This window comes from Saccharopolyspora sp. NPDC050389, from assembly GCF_040655595.1.
Classification (GTDB): domain Bacteria; phylum Actinomycetota; class Actinomycetes; order Mycobacteriales; family Pseudonocardiaceae; genus Saccharopolyspora.
The window spans coordinates 1-15,132 of sequence record NZ_JBFAKG010000041.1 but is presented as its reverse complement, the minus strand read 5'-3'; the positions used below and the strand labels follow the sequence as shown (position 1 = coordinate 15,132).

The 15,132-nt window shown below is 70.1% G+C and carries 13 protein-coding genes and 1 pseudogene; 8 read left to right on the top strand and 6 right to left on the bottom strand.

The features are described 5' to 3' along the window. Positions 1 to 40: 40 nt before the first annotated feature. Both AB0I53_RS25575 and AB0I53_RS25570 read left to right on the top strand, forming a co-directional pair. Positions 41 to 1,468 carry an MFS transporter gene (locus AB0I53_RS25575; protein WP_358607765.1) on the top strand — a complete coding sequence of 476 codons (1,428 nt, stop codon included), beginning with the start codon at positions 41 to 43 and terminating at the stop codon, positions 1,466 to 1,468. Positions 1,469 to 1,735: 267 nt separating this feature from the next. Continuing rightward, positions 1,736 to 2,533: an SGNH/GDSL hydrolase family protein gene (locus AB0I53_RS25570; RefSeq protein ID WP_358607762.1), complete on the top strand. Its 798-nt coding sequence runs from the start codon at positions 1,736 to 1,738 to the stop codon at positions 2,531 to 2,533. Positions 2,534 to 2,773: 240 nt separating this feature from the next. On the opposite strand, the pseudogene AB0I53_RS25565 reads toward AB0I53_RS25570, so the two are convergent. Together AB0I53_RS25565 and AB0I53_RS25560 are read right to left on the bottom strand one after the other, a co-directional pair. Then, positions 2,774 to 3,418: pseudogene (locus AB0I53_RS25565) on the bottom strand (right-handed parallel beta-helix repeat-containing protein); the annotation flags it as partial. A 71-nt stretch (positions 3,419 to 3,489) separates the two neighbouring features. Then, entirely contained in the window at positions 3,490 to 4,221 is a 732-nt protein-coding gene (locus AB0I53_RS25560; protein WP_358607760.1) for a Mut7-C RNAse domain-containing protein, read from the bottom strand. A gap of 188 nt (positions 4,222 to 4,409) precedes the next feature. Between AB0I53_RS25560 and AB0I53_RS25555 the strand changes: the two genes are divergently transcribed. The 3 genes from AB0I53_RS25555 (at position 4,410) to AB0I53_RS25545 (ending at position 7,362) form a co-directional block, all read left to right on the top strand. Beyond that, positions 4,410 to 5,732, top strand: a complete 1,323-nt coding sequence (locus tag AB0I53_RS25555) for an amidohydrolase family protein (protein ID WP_358607757.1) — start codon at positions 4,410 to 4,412, stop codon at positions 5,730 to 5,732. An 81-nt stretch (positions 5,733 to 5,813) separates the two neighbouring features. Further along, a complete protein-coding gene (locus AB0I53_RS25550) occupies positions 5,814 to 6,173 on the top strand; it encodes a VOC family protein (protein ID WP_358607754.1) in 360 nt (119 codons plus the stop codon). A 196-nt stretch (positions 6,174 to 6,369) separates the two neighbouring features. Further along, complete coding sequence (locus tag AB0I53_RS25545; protein WP_358607751.1) at positions 6,370 to 7,362, top strand: hypothetical protein; 993 nt, start codon at positions 6,370 to 6,372, stop codon at positions 7,360 to 7,362. A 142-nt stretch (positions 7,363 to 7,504) separates the two neighbouring features. Here the strand turns inward: AB0I53_RS25545 and AB0I53_RS25540 are convergent, their stop codons facing one another. The 4 genes from AB0I53_RS25540 to hpaD all read right to left on the bottom strand — a co-directional run bounded on the left by AB0I53_RS25540 (position 7,505) and on the right by hpaD (position 11,833). After that, positions 7,505 to 8,647 carry a cation:proton antiporter gene (locus tag AB0I53_RS25540; RefSeq protein WP_358607748.1) on the bottom strand — a complete coding sequence of 381 codons (1,143 nt, stop codon included), beginning with the start codon at positions 8,645 to 8,647 and terminating at the stop codon, positions 7,505 to 7,507. A 6-nt stretch (positions 8,648 to 8,653) separates the two neighbouring features. Next, positions 8,654 to 9,133 (bottom strand): cation:proton antiporter regulatory subunit, encoded by a 480-nt coding sequence (locus AB0I53_RS25535; RefSeq protein ID WP_358607745.1) that lies wholly within the window; start codon positions 9,131 to 9,133, stop codon positions 8,654 to 8,656. A gap of 39 nt (positions 9,134 to 9,172) precedes the next feature. Next, on the bottom strand, positions 9,173 to 10,468 hold the full coding sequence (locus AB0I53_RS25530) for an MFS transporter (protein ID WP_358607742.1): 1,296 nt from the start codon (positions 10,466 to 10,468) through the stop codon (positions 9,173 to 9,175). 339 nt (positions 10,469 to 10,807) lie between these two features. After that, positions 10,808 to 11,833, bottom strand: coding sequence for a 3,4-dihydroxyphenylacetate 2,3-dioxygenase (gene hpaD, locus AB0I53_RS25525; RefSeq protein WP_358607739.1), 1,026 nt, complete (start codon positions 11,831 to 11,833; stop codon positions 10,808 to 10,810). Positions 11,834 to 12,031: 198 nt separating this feature from the next. On the opposite strand from hpaD, the gene AB0I53_RS25520 reads away from it, so the two are divergent. The 3 genes from AB0I53_RS25520 to dapA all read left to right on the top strand — a co-directional run. Beyond that, the gene (locus tag AB0I53_RS25520) at positions 12,032 to 13,444 is read left to right on the top strand and encodes a fumarylacetoacetate hydrolase family protein (protein WP_358607736.1); all 1,413 of its coding nucleotides are present in this window, start codon (positions 12,032 to 12,034) and stop codon (positions 13,442 to 13,444) included. After that, complete coding sequence (locus AB0I53_RS25515; protein ID WP_358607733.1) at positions 13,441 to 14,127, top strand: GntR family transcriptional regulator; 687 nt, start codon at positions 13,441 to 13,443, stop codon at positions 14,125 to 14,127. Before AB0I53_RS25520 ends, AB0I53_RS25515 begins: the two co-directional genes overlap by 4 nt. Further along, positions 14,127 to 15,132: 4-hydroxy-tetrahydrodipicolinate synthase (dapA, locus tag AB0I53_RS25510; protein WP_358607730.1), on the top strand; the 1,006-nt coding region annotated here is incomplete at its 3' end. The genes AB0I53_RS25515 and dapA, both read left to right, overlap by 1 nt.

Genomic DNA, 15,132 nt, shown 5'->3' with positions numbered 1-15,132 from the left:
CCGCTACCCGGCCGCAGCCGCGGCTGGCGAGGCTGGCGGCATGACACAGACAGATCCCTCCGGCGTCACCCACTCGTCACCGCCGGGCGAGGGTTCGCCGTGGCGAGCGCTGTCGATCCTGCTGGTCGGCGTGTTCATGGCCGTCCTGGACACCTTCATCGTGCTCGTCGCAGCCCCGGCGATCCGGGCCGACCTCGGCGCGACCGGCGCGGAGCTGCAACTGGTCTTCGCCGGATACCAGCTCACCTACGCCGTCGCCCTGATCACCTGTGCGCGGCTCGGCGACCTCCTTGGCCGCAAGCCGATGTTCCTGGGCGGCCTGCTCCTCTTCACGCTGTCCTCCGCGGCCTGCGCCGCCGCGCCGGACGCCGGCCTGCTGATCGCCGCCCGGTTCGTCCAAGGACTCGCCGCGGCGGCGATGTTCCCGCAGGTGCTCGCGATGATTCACGTCGTGGTGCCCGAGGCGCAGCGGCCCAAGGCGTTCAGCGTGCTCGGGGCGGTCATCGGCATGTCGGGAATCGTCGGCCAGCTGCTCGGCGGCGTCCTGGTGGGCGCGAACCTCTTCGGCAGCTCGTGGCGGCCGATCTTCTGGGTCAACGTGCCCATCGGCCTGATCACCCTCGCACTCGCCTTGGCATTCGTCCCGCGGTCGCAGCCCGCCGAGGCCCGCCGCCTCGACCTGCTGGGCGCCGCCGTGCTGACCGTCGCGCTGTGCCTGCTGGTGGTGCCGCTGATCGTCGGCCGCGAGGCAGGTTGGCCGTTGTGGACCTGGCTCAGCCTGCTCGGCAGCGCGCTCGCGTTCGCCGCCTTCGGGTTCGTCGAACGGCAGGTCGCGCAGGGCGGTGGCGCACCGCTGATCCGGCTGCGGATGTTCCGGCAGCGCCCGTTCGCCGTCGGCATGACGCTCGTGCTGCTCACCTACGCCGGCATCAACTCCTTTTTCCTCGTGCTGTCGCTCACCGCGCAGGACGGCCTGGGCATGAACGCGCTGGAAGCAGGCCTGATCTACCTGCCGTTCGCCGCCGCGTTCTTCGCCGCCAGCTTCCTCGGCGGCCGCCTGTCCGCGAAGGGCAAGAACGTGCTGCTGACCGGGGCGGTTCTCGGCGGCTGCGGATATGCCTGCACGATCGCCGTGGTCGTGCTTCTCGGCGACAGCCTGACCGGCTGGTGGCTGGCACCGCCGCTGATCCTCGTCGGCGTGGGCAACGGCCTGTTCGTTCCGCCGCTGCTCAACGCCGTGCTCTCGCGGGTTCCGCACGCGGAAGCCGGGATGGCCTCGGGTGTGCTCTCCACCGGGCAGCAGGTCGGCGGTGCGCTCGGCGTCGCCGTCCTCGGGGCCGTCTACTACGGAGTCCTCGGCGCACCGGCCGATTCCTACGGGTACGCCTTCGTCTTCGCCGTCGCGGTCAACCTGGCCCTGGCCATCGCCATCTCCTTGCTGCTGCCCAGCCTGTCGAAGCGGGCCTGATCAACGGAGCATGCGGTGAAGGCGAGGTGGGGCGCCTTCACCGCGGGTATTTGCACTGTTCAGACGAACGATGCCGACACTGATCGGTGCAATGAACGCTGGTCCACTGTGGTGGCCGGTGGAGCCGAGAACCACCCGTACGGCGGCTGTTGCAGGCGGGTGTGCCGTGCCGTTCCGGCCGTTACTGGCGGGTACTCGCCAAGTTGGCCGATATGCAGCGGAATTCTCCTTGAATGGTGGCGATTTCGAACTCCGATCGGAGGAAGAATGCGTCACTTACGGCACATCGTCGGCGCTGCTGTCGCCGTGGCAACGGTGAGCACCGTGCTGGCCGCCCCGGCCTTCGCCGCGCCCGCCGCCGAGAACTACGCAGCGCTCGGCGACTCCTACGCATCCGGGGTCGGCACCCGCGAATACACCGAGGACAGCGGGGACTGCCTGCGCAGCCCCAAGGCCTACGCGCAGCTGTGGGCGGACTCGCACGACGTCTCGAACTTCGCGTTCGAGGCCTGCTCGGGCGCGGTCACCGATGACGTCAACGCCAATCAGCTCGACCAGCTCAACGCCGACACCACGCTGGTCACCATCTCCATCGGCGGCAACGACATCGGCTTCACCAGCGTCATCCAGGACTGCCTGCTCGGCGACGACAACGGCTGCGACTCGGCGGTCAGCAAGGGCGAGGAGCGGGCCCGAAACGAACTGCCCGCCAAGCTCGACACCACCTACGCGAACATCAGCGAGGCCGCCCCGAACGCCAAGGTCGTGGTGCTCGGTTACCCGCGTCTCACCGAGCAAGGTGACTGCGGCATCCCGTTCTTCTCCGACGCCAAGCGGCAGCGGATCAACGACGGTGCCGACGTGCTGACCGGGGTGATCGCGGAGCGCGCGGAGGCGGCCGGATTCACCTTCGCCGACGCCCGCGACGCGTTCGCCGGGCACGGCGTGTGCAGCTCCGACGAGTGGATCAACGGCCCGAGCAACCCGCTGGTGGAGTCCTTCCACCCGGACGTCGACGGCCACGCCAAGGCATACCTGCCGGTCCTCAACGCCGTCACCGGCTGACGGCCGGCTCCTGAGTGGGTGGCGATTTCGCGCGAAATCGCCACCCATTTTCGCGCTATCTCCGGAAATGGCGTGCCGGCACGCGGATCTGCCCCTGCCACAGGTATTCCCGCAGGATGCCGGGCGCCGCGGTGTTCTCCACCAGGTGGGAATGCAGAACGCCACCGGCCGCTCTCCCCAGACGATGCCGATGCCGTCCAAGTCGTGCACCCAGCATTCGAAGATCGAGACCTGGTAGGAGCGGACCTCGATTCCCGTGCCCGAGCCGTGCGCGATCTCGCACTGCTCGATGGACACGTTGCCGGCGCTGTCGAGGTGGATTCCCCGGCCGCCTGCGTGCGTGACGGTGCACAGGCGCACCTGCGCAGCCGCGCCCCTGCGCACGGTGATCGCATCCTCGGCGACGTTCCGGATCGAGCAGTTCTCCACTTCGACCGAGGGCCGCTCCCGCCTGTGCTCATCGCCGGTGATCAGGAGCCCGTTCCGCGAGTCGGAGATGTCGGTGCCGCGGATGGTCGCCTCGGCGCTGTTGGCGACGACCACCCCCGTGCCGGTCTCGGCCGATGCCGCGCAATCGAGGATTCGCGCTTCACCGCCGGAGATTTCGATGGCCGGCTTCCCGGCCGAGCGCACCACCAGCCCTTCGAGCTCCACCGTGGAATCTTCGGCCGATATCCCGGCGTCCTTGCGTTGGGGATCGGCGATCGTGACGGTGCCGGGTTCGATCGCGGCGAGGGTGACGTGCCGCCGCCGGACGGCGATCGACTCCTGGTAGTCGCCGGGAGCGATGGAGATGACCGCATCGCGGCCGACGGCCTCCAGGGCTTCGCGGATCGTCGTGAACGCGCCTCGTTCTTCGGGCGCTACCTGGAGTTTCCGGCGCATGAATCCTCGCTGCTCGAGACGGGGCAGACCTGCACAAGCTAGCGCGAGAGGTACGCCCGCGAAACGCAATTTCATGCTCCGGGGCCGATCCCGGGATGAGAGAGGCGTGCTGCCCGGATGATCGCGTTGATCCGCCGGGCGTGCGCACCTCGCCAGTACACCTGACCGCAGTCCCCGCAGCGCGCGTATTCGTCGTAGTGGCGGCGGGTTCCCGACTTGATCTCCGCCAGAACGTCCTGTTTGGACACTGCGATCAGCGGGCCGTTGCACGACGTGCAGCGGGTCCACGGCGCGAGCGGCGGCGCGAACCGGTCGATGACGTCCGCCAGTTGCCGCGCCGGATCGGCGCCCCGCACGTAGCCGCCCGCCCACAGCGCCCGGCGGCGCAGGATGCCCCGGTCCTGGGTCAGCAGCACCCGCCGTTCCCGTTCGGCCTGCGCGATCAGTTCGTCGTCGGTGGAATCGTTGCGGTAGGCGGTGTCCACGCCGAGCAGCCGCAGCCGCCGCGCCAGCTTGCCCAGGTGTACGTCCAGCACGAACCGCGCCGCGACCGGCTGCGGACGCTCGACCGGGCCGATCTCGATGGTCGCGCCGGGCCGCGGCTGGTGCCCCGGCGTCGCGCGAACGCCGTCGACCAGCAGCGGGCCGACCTCGGTGAGCGGCACCCCCACGGATTCGGCGAGGTGCCCGAGCGTGGCGGTGCCGTCGTAGCGCAGCTCGAACTGCTCGACCCGGCGCCGCGGAGCGGCGAAGAACCACAGATCCGGATCGATGCGCACCAGCACGGTCGCCTCCGGCGTCACCGCCCCATTGTGAGCCCTCGTGAGCGCTGAGTCCGGTTCTTACCGGAGTCACCACTCACGAGGAACCCCCGAACGGCGGCGTGTCAGGGGCGGTTCGGCTGGCTACGGTGATCATCCCGGCCGGTGTCGAGGGAGCCTCCGCGAAAGCTCCCGAGGGTGCTTGGCGCCCGTCGACGGTTGGGGTCGAATTGGCAGGCTCAGCTCTGAACAACCAGGTTTCCCGGCGCGCCGTGATGGTCGGTGCCTTGGTGGCCACCGGTGCCGCCGCGTGCACCGGCGGGTCGGCGACGGGCTCGCCAGGTGGGCGCTTGTTGTTGCGCGGCACAACTCTGCCGGACGGCCGCCGGGGCGATGTGCTGCTGGACCAAGGCAAGATCGCCGCGATCGGCGGGGACGCCGGCGGAGCGGACGAACTCGACCTCGCCGGTTACCTGCTGCTGCCGTCCGGGGCGGAGACCCACGCACACCTGGACAAGGCTTTCCTGGGGCGGCGGGTGCCGAACCCGACCGGTGATCTGGCGGGGGCGATCAAGGTGATGTCGGCGCTCGCGTCGACGATGACCGACGAGGACGTGCGGGCGCGGGCGAGCCGGGGCATCGAATTAGCCGTCCGGCACGGCTACACCGCGATCCGCACGCACGTGGACGTCAACGCGAACAACGGCACGCGCCCGCTGAAGGTGCTGCTGGACCTGCGGCAGCAGTACGCCGACATTGTCGATCTCCAGGTGGTGGCGTTCGTCGGCCCGGTCTCCGGCGCGGCCGGCGCCCGGGCTCGCGCGTTGCTGGACGAGGGCCTGCAGCTGGGCGCCGACGTGGTGGGCGGCCTGCCCTACGCCGACCCCGAACCGGCCCAGGCGGTGCGCGAATACCTCGCCGCCGCAAAGGAATACGGCAGGCTGGTCGATCTGCACACCGACGAGACCACCGATGCGAGCGTGCTCTCGCTGCGGGAGCTGATCGCCGAGACCACCCGCGCCGGCATGGGCGGCAAGGTCGCCGCCTCGCACTGCGTGAGCCTCGGCCAGCAGGACCCGGAGACCGCGGACCTGGTCGCGAAGGACGCGGCGGCGGCAGGCGTCGCGGTGATAACGCTGCCGCAGACCAACCTGTACCTGCAGGGGCGCGAGGACGGTGTCCGGGTGCCGCGCGGGCTGACGGCCATCGACGCGCTGCGCCGCGCGGGCGCCGTGCTGGCCGGCGGGGGTGACAACTGGCGGGATCCGTTCAACGCCGTGGGCCGAGCGGATCCGTTCGAGATCGCCTCGCTGCTGGTCGCCGCGGGCCACTCCGACACCGCGGCGGCCTACGCGGCGGTGTCCGACCAGGCCAGGACGGTGCTGAACCTGCCGCCGGTGGGCCTGCGCCCGGGCGACCCGGCGGAGCTCCTCGCGATCCGGGCGGCGGATCTGGACGAGGCGGTGGCGGGCGCGACCGAGGATCGTGCGGTCTTCCACCGCGGCCGCCTCGTCGCCCGAACCCAGGTGGCCACGGCGCTGCACCGCGCGTGAGCGGCCACCGATGAGTTCTCGGCCCGCGGGAGGTCTGCCCTTGCGGAAGACCGTGCACACTCGACGAGGAAGGCGCCTGCCGTGGCGATTCAGCCGATCATCAACACACCTGACCTGGACCGGCTGCTGAACTTCTACACGACGCTGTTCGGAGCGGTGGAGAAGTTCCGCATCCCGGACGGCGAGCCGACGTTCTTCATCGGCCTGCAGATCGACGACGCCGAACTCGGCCTGGTCATCGGTCGAGAGGTGGAGGCGGGCACGACGGGGAGGGTGCTGCTGAGCTTCGACGTCGAGAACGTCGACGCGCTCCTGGACCAGGTGGAAGCGCTCGGAGGCCGAGTCCAAGGCCCGCCGAACGACATGCCATGGGGCCAGCGAGTAGCGCACATCTTCGACCCCGACGGCAACGCAGTGAACCTCACGCAAACGCTCTCGTGAGTGTTCACTCCGGTTCTTACCGGGGTGAACCTCACGACTCCGTACCGGCCGCGGGTGCCGCTCGTGAGTGTTGAGTCCGGTTCTTACCGGAGCGATCACTCACGAGTGGCACGCGAGTAATCCACAGGACGCCAGGCTGTCCACAGATTCTCCACGACCCCTGTTCGGTGCGGAGTTCTGCCTGGATTCTCAACGCATGGCGAGGAATCCAAAGTGGTCTCCCGATGCGAACCTCTCGGCGGAGGATCAGGATCGATGGGCCAAGACGGCCGCTTCCCAGCACGACGTCATCGGAGCCGGTCAGCTTCGTGACTTCGGGCTGTCCAGACATGTCGTCCAGGCGCAGATCGAAGCCCAGCGGTGGTGCCGAGTCCTACCCGGTGTCTACTCGTTGTTCACCGGACCACTGCCGAGATCGTCCCTGATCTCCGCCGCATTGCTGTACGGCGGGGCATGGGCGGTTCTCAGCCACCGAACCGCCGCTGAGGAGTGGGGCATGTTACCGGTGTCCGCGGACTCGCCGGTGCACATCACGGTGCCGTACAAGCAGTCGAGCACCTCACAGCCGCCACTCGTCCGCGTGCACCGGTCGCGGGCGTTCAACTACATCGTCGCGCCGTCGGATCCACCTCGAACGAACCGCGAGGACACCATCATGGATCTCGCGGCCGCCGAGTCGTCCGAGGAAGCCGCGCGAAATCTTTTCATCGACCTCGTCGGTTCGAATCGGATCGACCTGCGGAGGGTGCACGACCAACTCGAAAAGCGACCGCCGGTCCGCTACCGGAAGGCGATGAAGCACGCCCTGGAGCTCCTCACCGGAGGAGCGCTTTCGGCGTTGGAAGCGGAGTACGTCCTCAAGGTCGAGCAAGCGCACGGGCTGCCGAGCGGGCAACGGCAGGTCCCATTCGTCGTTGACGGGGTGAGGCTCTGGGAGGACGTCGTCTACGACGACTGCGGGGTCCGGCTGACGGTGCGACTGGATGGCCGCCAGTTCCACTCGACGAGTCGGATCGCATTCCGGGACAGGCGGCGCGACAACGCAGCGGAACTGGCCAACCGCTCCCGGCTGGTGTACGGCTGGCACGAGGTTCACGGCGACCCGTGTGGAGTCGCGGCGGAGGTCCGGCGAGTCCTGGAGCGGGAAGGCTGGAACGGCGACGGCAACGGTTGCCAAGGCTGCGAGTGACCAAGGCTCGTGAGTGTTCACTCCGGTTCTTACCGGAGTGAACGCTCACGACTCCGTACCGGCCGCGGGTGCCGCTCGTGAGTGTTGAGTCCGGTTCTTACCGGAGTGAACGCTCACGAGTCAGTGGGCCTGGGCGGGGTGGTCAGGCCTGGCGGAGGGGTGGGCTGAACCACCAGGTGATCAGCGGGCCGGCGATCGCCAGGACGAGGACGTAGCCCGTGGCCAGGGCGCCGAGGCTGTCGACCTGGACCGTCACCAGGCTGGCGATGATGATCGAGAACTCGCCGCGCACGATCAGCACGCTGCCCGCGCGCAGCCGGCCCTTCCGCCCCGCCCCCGCGCGGGCCGCCGCGAACCAGCCGGTGCCGATCTTGGTCAGCGCCGTCACCGCGGCCAGCGCGAGCGCCACCGGCAGCAGCGGCACCAGCGAGGCCGGGCTCACGGAGATGCCGATCGCCAGGAAGAACGCCGCGGCGAACAGGTCCCGCAGCGGCGCGACCAGCGCCCGCACCCGGTCGGCCAGCGGGCCGGTCAGCGCCAGCCCCACCAGGAACGCCCCGACCGCCGCCGAGGCGCCGGCCAGCTCCGCGATCGCGGCCACCACCAGCGACAACCCGACGATCCGCAACAGCAACTGTTCGGTGTCGCCGTCCTCGACCAGGTGCCCGACGCGGTGCCCCCAGCGCCGCGACACGCCCAGCGCCAGCAGCAGCACGCCCACCGCCACCGACACGCTCGCCAGGCCGTGCAGCGCCGTGCCGCCGGTGGCCAGCACCGCCAGGATCGGCAGGTACACCGCCATCGCGAAGTCTTCCAGCAGCAGGATCGACAGCACCGCGGGCGTCTCCCGGTTGCCCAGCCGGTGCAGGTCGTCCAGCAGCCGGGACACGATCGTCGACGACGACACCCAGGTGATCCCGGCGAGCGCCACGATCCCGGTGGCGTCCAGCCCGAGCAGCCAGCCGGCCAGCGCGCCCGGCGCGGCGTTGACCACCATGTCCAGCAGCCCGGACGGGACGTGCTGGCGCAGCGTCACGGTGAACTCCTCGATGGAGAACTCCAGGCCGAGCGTGAGCAGCAGGAGCACCACGCCGATCGTCGCGCCGATCTCCACGAAGTCGCGGGCGGCGGGCAGCGGCGCGATGCCGCCCTCGCCCACCGCCAGCCCCACCAGCAGGTACAGCGGGATCGGGGACACCCCGAAGCGCCGGGTGACCGTGCCGACCGCGCCGAGCACGATCAGGACGATCCCCAGTTCCAGCAGGAGCGCGATCGAGGTGTGCACGGCAGCTCACCCCGCCAGGATGCGTTCCACCCCGGTGATGCCCTGCTGCGTGCCGATCACCACGAGGATGTCCCCGGCCTGCAGGCCCTGGCTGGGCGAGGGGGAGGCGATGACGTCCTCGCCGCGCACGATCGCCACGATCGACGCGCCGGTGCGGGTGCGGGCGCGCGTCTCGCCGAGGACGCGCCCGTCGAACGGCGATCCGGCGGTCACCTCGACCTGACCGGCGTTGAGCCCCGGCACCTCGCGCGTCAGGTCGGCGAATCGCTCGGCGATCCGCGGGGCGCCGAGGATCTCGGTGACCGCGTCGGCCTCCTCCTCGCTGAGCCGGAACAGCAGGCGGACCTCGTCGGGATCGTCGCCGGGGTAGGTGACGAACTCGAAGTCGCCGCGCCGCCGAGCCACCACGCCGATGCGCTGGCCGTCGGTGGTGGTGAACTCGTACCGCAGCCCGACCCCGGGGAGCAGAACTTCGGTGACGTCCATGCGCCAATCATCGCGCCGCCTCGCCGCACCCGCCGGTTGTCAGACGGCGGCCGGGTCGCGGTGCGGGACGGGCTTGCCGAGGTGGCGCGGGATGGCCGCGATCGCCGCCAGGCTGATCAGGTTGACCACCACCACGTAGCCGGAAATCGCGGCCGTGGTGCCGAAGTGGCCGAACAGGGCCGTGCAGATGATCGGCGCGAAGCCGCCGCCGAGCACCGCGCCGAGCGAGTAAGACAGCGAGGCGCCGGAGTAGCGCCACTCCGGCCGGAACAGCTCGGTGAACAGCGCCGCCTGCGGCGCGTAGGTCGCTGACACGCCGACCACGTACAGGACCTGGGCCAGCAGGACCATCAGCGCCGTTCGCGTGTCGATCAGCCAGAACAGCGGGAACGCCCACAGCAGGTTCAACGCGCTGCCGAGCAGGTAGACGTTGCGCCGGCCGATGCGATCGGAGAGGCCGCCGAACAGCGGCGTCAGCGCGAGCCAGGCCACTGAGCCGAGCAGCAGGTTCACCAGCGCCGCCTGCTGGCCCAGCCCGGCCTCGTCGACGCTGTAGCTGACCAGGTACACCATGAAGATGTAGCCGAGGGTGTTGTTGCCGACGAAGGTGCCGGTGGCCACCAGCAGCGCCGCCGGCTGGTGCCGGAGCACCTGCGCCACCGGCACCTTCGCCCGCCGGTTCCGGTCGCGGACCTCGGCGAACACCGGGCTTTCCACCACCCGCAGCCGGATGTACAGGCCGAGCAGCACCAGCACGATGCTGAGCAGGAACGGGATCCGCCAGCCCCAGGCGGTGAACTGCTCGGCGGAGGTGGCGCCGCGCACCGCCAGGAAGACCAATGTGGACAGCACCATGCCCAGCGGCGTGCCGATCTGGGCGTAGGAGCCGAACAGCCCGCGCCGGTTCCGCGGCGCGTGCTCGACGGCCATCAGCGCGGCCCCGCCCCATTCGCCGCCGGCGCTGATGCCTTGGAGCACCCGGCAGAGCACCAGTGCCAGCGGCGCCCACGAGCCCCAGGCGTGGTAGTTCGGCAGCAGGCCGATGGCCATCGTCGAGCAGCCCATCACCAGCAGCGAGAACACCAGCATCGACTTGCGGCCGATGCGGTCGCCGAAGTGCCCCATCAGCACGCCGCCCAGCGGCCGGGCCACGAATCCGATCGCGAGCGTGGAGAACGCGGCCAGCTTCCCGGCGGTGGGGGAGAGGTCGGGGAAGAACTGCGGGGCGAAGATCAGCGCCGACGCGGTGCCGTAGAGGAAGTAGTCGTACCACTCGATGGTGGTGCCGACCATGCTGGCGAGCCGGGCGTGGCGCGCCTGTTCAGCGTTGCTCATGGATCCGCCTCTGCGTTGAGTGGAACCGTCTGCTGTGGACGTGACCCGTGTGTACTTTGTGCTGCTATAGAGGCTGTTTTGGATGTGGTGACGTGTGGATGTGGTAACGCGGGCGTTTTGTCTTTGAAGCGGCGCAGCCGCTTAGCCCACCTACGCAACCGGCACCGCCGCGGGTTCTCAGAGGTCTTCTCGCGAGGACAGCCCCGACGTGGTGAATTGGCATTCATGATGTCGGGGATCCCACAGCGAGAAGACCTCTGAGGTTCCGCCACCCGCACCGCTATGCAGGACGAGTTTGGAAACAGCCTCTATAGCGACAGAAAGTACACACGGGGCCGATCAGGACTGCTGGAGCTGCGCCTCGGTGACCACGCCGATCCCGTCGGCTCCGACGTGCACCGTCTCCTCCGATACCGGCGGGTGCACCAGCGGCTTCGGCTTGCCGTCCAGGCCGAAGGCGGTCGATCCCTCGCGGTACCAGGAGGCGACCACGTCGTGGCCCCAGAAGTCGCGGCGGCGCGGGTCCTGCACGCTCCAGCGGGAGGTCGGGTGGTCGGGGTCGCCGGTGTAGTAGTCGCTGGTGTAGAGCTCCAGCCGGTGGCCGTCGGGGTCGCGGAGGTAGAGGTAGAAGGCGTTGGACACGCCGTGGCGGCCCGGCCCGCGCTCGATGTGCCCGTGGTCGGCGGTGGCGCCGAGGATGTCGCAGGCCCGCAGGATGTGGTGCGACTCCGGGACGAAGAACGCGATGTGGTGCAGCCGCGGCCCGGCGCCGCCGGTGAAGGCGATGTCGTGCACCGTCGGCTTGCGGAACATCCACGCCGCGTAGAGCCGGTCGTCGTCCTCGATGGTCTCGGAGGTGCGGAAGCCGAGCTCGGCGTAGAAGTCGTGCGCGGCCTGCACGTCCGGGGTCAGCACGTTGAAGTGGTCGATGCGCGCGGGTTCCGCGCCGCGCCGCAGGTCGTAGCGCTGCACGTGCCGCGGGCCGTGCTCGGCGTGGTGGAAGAACTCGACCGGGAAGCCCAGCGGGTCCTCGACGCGCACCGCTTCGCCGATGCCGCGCGTGGTGCCTGCCGGCACCTCCTGGGTGGGCAGGCCCTTGGCGGCGAAGAACTCCTTGGCGCGCTGGACGTCCTCGGGCGTGCGCACCCGGTACGCCAGCCGCCGCAGGCCGGGCTCCGGGGCCTTGCGCAGCACGAGGCTGTGGTGCAGGAACTCCTCGTAGCCGCGCAGGTAGATGACCTCGTCGTCCTCTTCGATGGCTTCGAAACCGAGGGCGTCCACCCAGAACCAGCGAGCGCGCGGCAGATCGGTGACGGCCAGCTCGGCGTCCGCGGCGCGGACCACGTCGGGAGCGGGGACAGGCATTCGCACACCTACCAGAATCATATATGATTGGATGGCGTTGAAGATTACGCAGCGGGCTCACGGGCGTCAATAGTCCCTATTGCTGAACGAAAACTCGATCAGGTCATTCAGGTCGCCGCGTCGTTCTTGGTTGACATCGTATCTGATTTCGGTTCATCATCTGGTCGAACGGATCGTGCGCCCGACGGGAGGAATCCGGTGTCGCACCCCTTGGGCCTGTCGCCCAGCAAGATCATCGCGGTGCACCTGAACTACCGCAGCCGCGCGCGGGAACGCGGCCGGACGCCACGGGAGCCGTCGTACTTCCTCAAGCCGCCGTCGTCGCTGGCCGCCGACGGCCAGGTGGCGGTGCGCCCGCGCGGCGCGGAGGCGCTCGGCGTCGAGGGCGAGATCGCGGTCATCATCGGCAAGCGGGCGCGCAACGTCCCGCTGGAATCCGCGGCGGACCACATCGGCGGCATCGCGGCGACCAACGACATCGGCTGCTACGACCTGCGCTACGCCGACCGCGGCTCCAACGTGCGCAGCAAGGGCTCCGACGGCTACACCCCGGTCGGCCCGGCCATCATCGATCCCGCCACCGTGGACCTGCGCGATCTCGCGATCCGCCTGTGGGTCAACGACGAACTCGTCCAGGAGGACAACTCCGGCGGCCTGCTGTTCGGCTTCGACTACCTGATCGCGGACCTGTCCAGGTCGCTCACCTTGGAACCCGGCGACATCATCCTCACCGGCACTCCGGCCGCGCCGCCGGTCGTCCGGCCCGGCGACGTCGTCGAGGTCGAGGTCGGCGACGGCGGCAGGCTCCGGACGGTGATCGTCGAGAGCGACGAACCGATGAGCGGGCCGGGCGCGCTCCCGGCACTGTCCGAAAAGGACCGTAGAGACGCCTTCGGTGAACCCTCCGGGCTCGGGCTCTCCGACGAGACCGAGCGGAACCTGCGCGACGTCGCCACCGCGACGATCTCCGCGCAGCTGCGCAAGCGCGGCATCCACCACGCGTTCATCGAATCGGTCCGTCCGGCCAAGCCCGGCACCCGGCTGCTCGGCCGCGCCCACACGCTGCGCTACCTGCCGCTGCGGGAAGACCTGTTCGAGAAGCGCGGCGGCGGCTACAACGCGCAGAAGTCCGCGATCGACTCCATCAAGCCCGGCGAGGTGCTGGTCATCGACGCGCGCGGCGACGCCCACGCCGGCACCATCGGCGACATCCTCGCGCTGCGGGTGCAGCGCGCCGGCGGCACCGGGATCGTGACCGACGGCGCGGTGCGCGACAGCGGCTCGTTCGCCGACCTGGACATCCCGACTTTCGCCGCCCACCAGCACGCCGCTGTGCTCGGCAACCGGCACGTGCCGTGGGAGGACAACGTCGCGATCGCCTGCGGAGGAGCGCTGGTCGAACCCGGCGACGTCCTCGTCGGCGACGACGACGGCGTCGTCGTCATCCCACCCGCGCTGGCCGACGAGATCGCCGCCGACGCCGCCGAGCAGGAACGCCAGGAGCGGTTCATCTACCGGCAGGTCGACGCCGGCCACCGCGTCGAGGGCCTGTACCCGCTCAGCGGGGAATGGCGCGAGCGGTACCAGCAGTGGCGGGACGGTGCAGCGTGACGACGGCGCAGGACGGCGCGGGCGCGTCGAAGTCCGAGATCGCCTACCAGCACCTCCGGCAGCAGATCGTCGAGCGGACGCTGGCGCCGGGCGCGCGCCTGGTGCTGGAGCAGATCGCCCGCGAACTGGACATGAGCGTGGTCCCGGTGCGGGAGGCGATCCGCCGCCTGGAGGCCGAGGGCTACGTCAGCTACCAGCGCAACGTGGGCGCGCAGGTCACCTCAATCGACCCCGACCAGTACCTGAACAGCATGGAGGCGCTGGCGCTGCTGGAGGGCTTCGCCACCGCCTCGGGCGCGCGGCTGATCAGCGCGGCCGAGCTCGACCGGGCGCGGGCGATCAACCAGGAGCTCAAGCGCAAGGCCGAGCAGGGCGACGCCCGCGCCTACACCGAGCTCAACCGGGAGTTCCACCGCGCGCTGTGCGGGGCGAGTGCGAACGCGCACCTGCTCGTCCTGCTGGAGCGGGAGTGGTCGCGACTGGACCTGATCCGCCGGTCCAGCTTCGCGCTGGTGCCCGAGCGCTACGCCGAATCTTTCGCCGAGCACGAGGCGCTGCTGCAGCTCGTCGCCTGCGGCGCGGCCGAGTCCACTGTGGAGCAGTTCGCGCGGGAGCACACGCTGCGGACCGCCCGCGCGGCCGTGGCCTCGTTGCAGGCGACCGCCGACGAAGAGGAGGAATGATGAGGTTCCGCGCCGACCCGACGCAGGTCAGGGGCTCGATCGCGCCGGTGGTCACGCCGTTCACCGCGGACGGCGAACTCGACGAGGCGGGCCTGCGCAACCTGGTCCGCTGGCAGCTGGCCAACGGCTCGCACGGCATCTCCAGCGGCGGCTCCACCGGCGAGCCCAGCGCCCAGACGCTCGCGGAACGCAAGCGGTCGCTGGAGATCGTGGCGGCGGAGACGGCCGACCGGGTGCCGTTCCTGCCGGGCACCGGGTCGGCGAAGCTCGACGAGACGCTGGAGCTGACCGGCCACGCCCGCGACCTCGGCGCCGACATCGCCCTGGTGATCACGCCCTACTACGCCCGGCCCACCCAGGAGGCGCTGTTCACCTGGTACTCGACGGTCGCCGCGGAGTACCCGGACCTGCCGATCGTGGTCTACAACGTGCCCAGCCGCACCGCGGTCAGCGTCGACCCGGCCACCGTGGCCCGGCTGCGCCGGGCGCACGACAACATCGTCGGGATCAAGGAGACCACCAAGGATTTCGAGCACTTCTCGCACGTGCTCAAGGCGTGCGGCCGGGACTTCCTGATGTGGTCCGGCATCGAGCTGCTGTGCCTGCCGCTGCTGGCCATCGGCGGCGTCGGGTTCGTCAGCGCGGTGGCCAACCTGGCGCCGAAGGCGGTCGCGGACATGTACCAGGCCTATGTGGACGGTCGGGTGGACGAGGCGATCGACCTGCACTACCGGCTGCACCCGCTGGTGGAGCTGGTGTTCACCGAGACCAACCCGTCCGCGGTGAAGGCGGTGCTCGCGGAGCGGGGCCTGATCGCCAGCGACCACGTCCGGCCGCCGCTGATCCCCCTCACCGACGGGGGCCGCGCCAAGATCGAGTCCCTGCTGGCCGAGGGCGGCGACCTGATCCGCGGGCGACCAGCACACCGCGTTGATCGTGCCCGGCTTCCAGGCCGCCACCGCTTCTTCGCCGGCCGCCGCCCAGATCGGAAGGCCCACGCCGGTG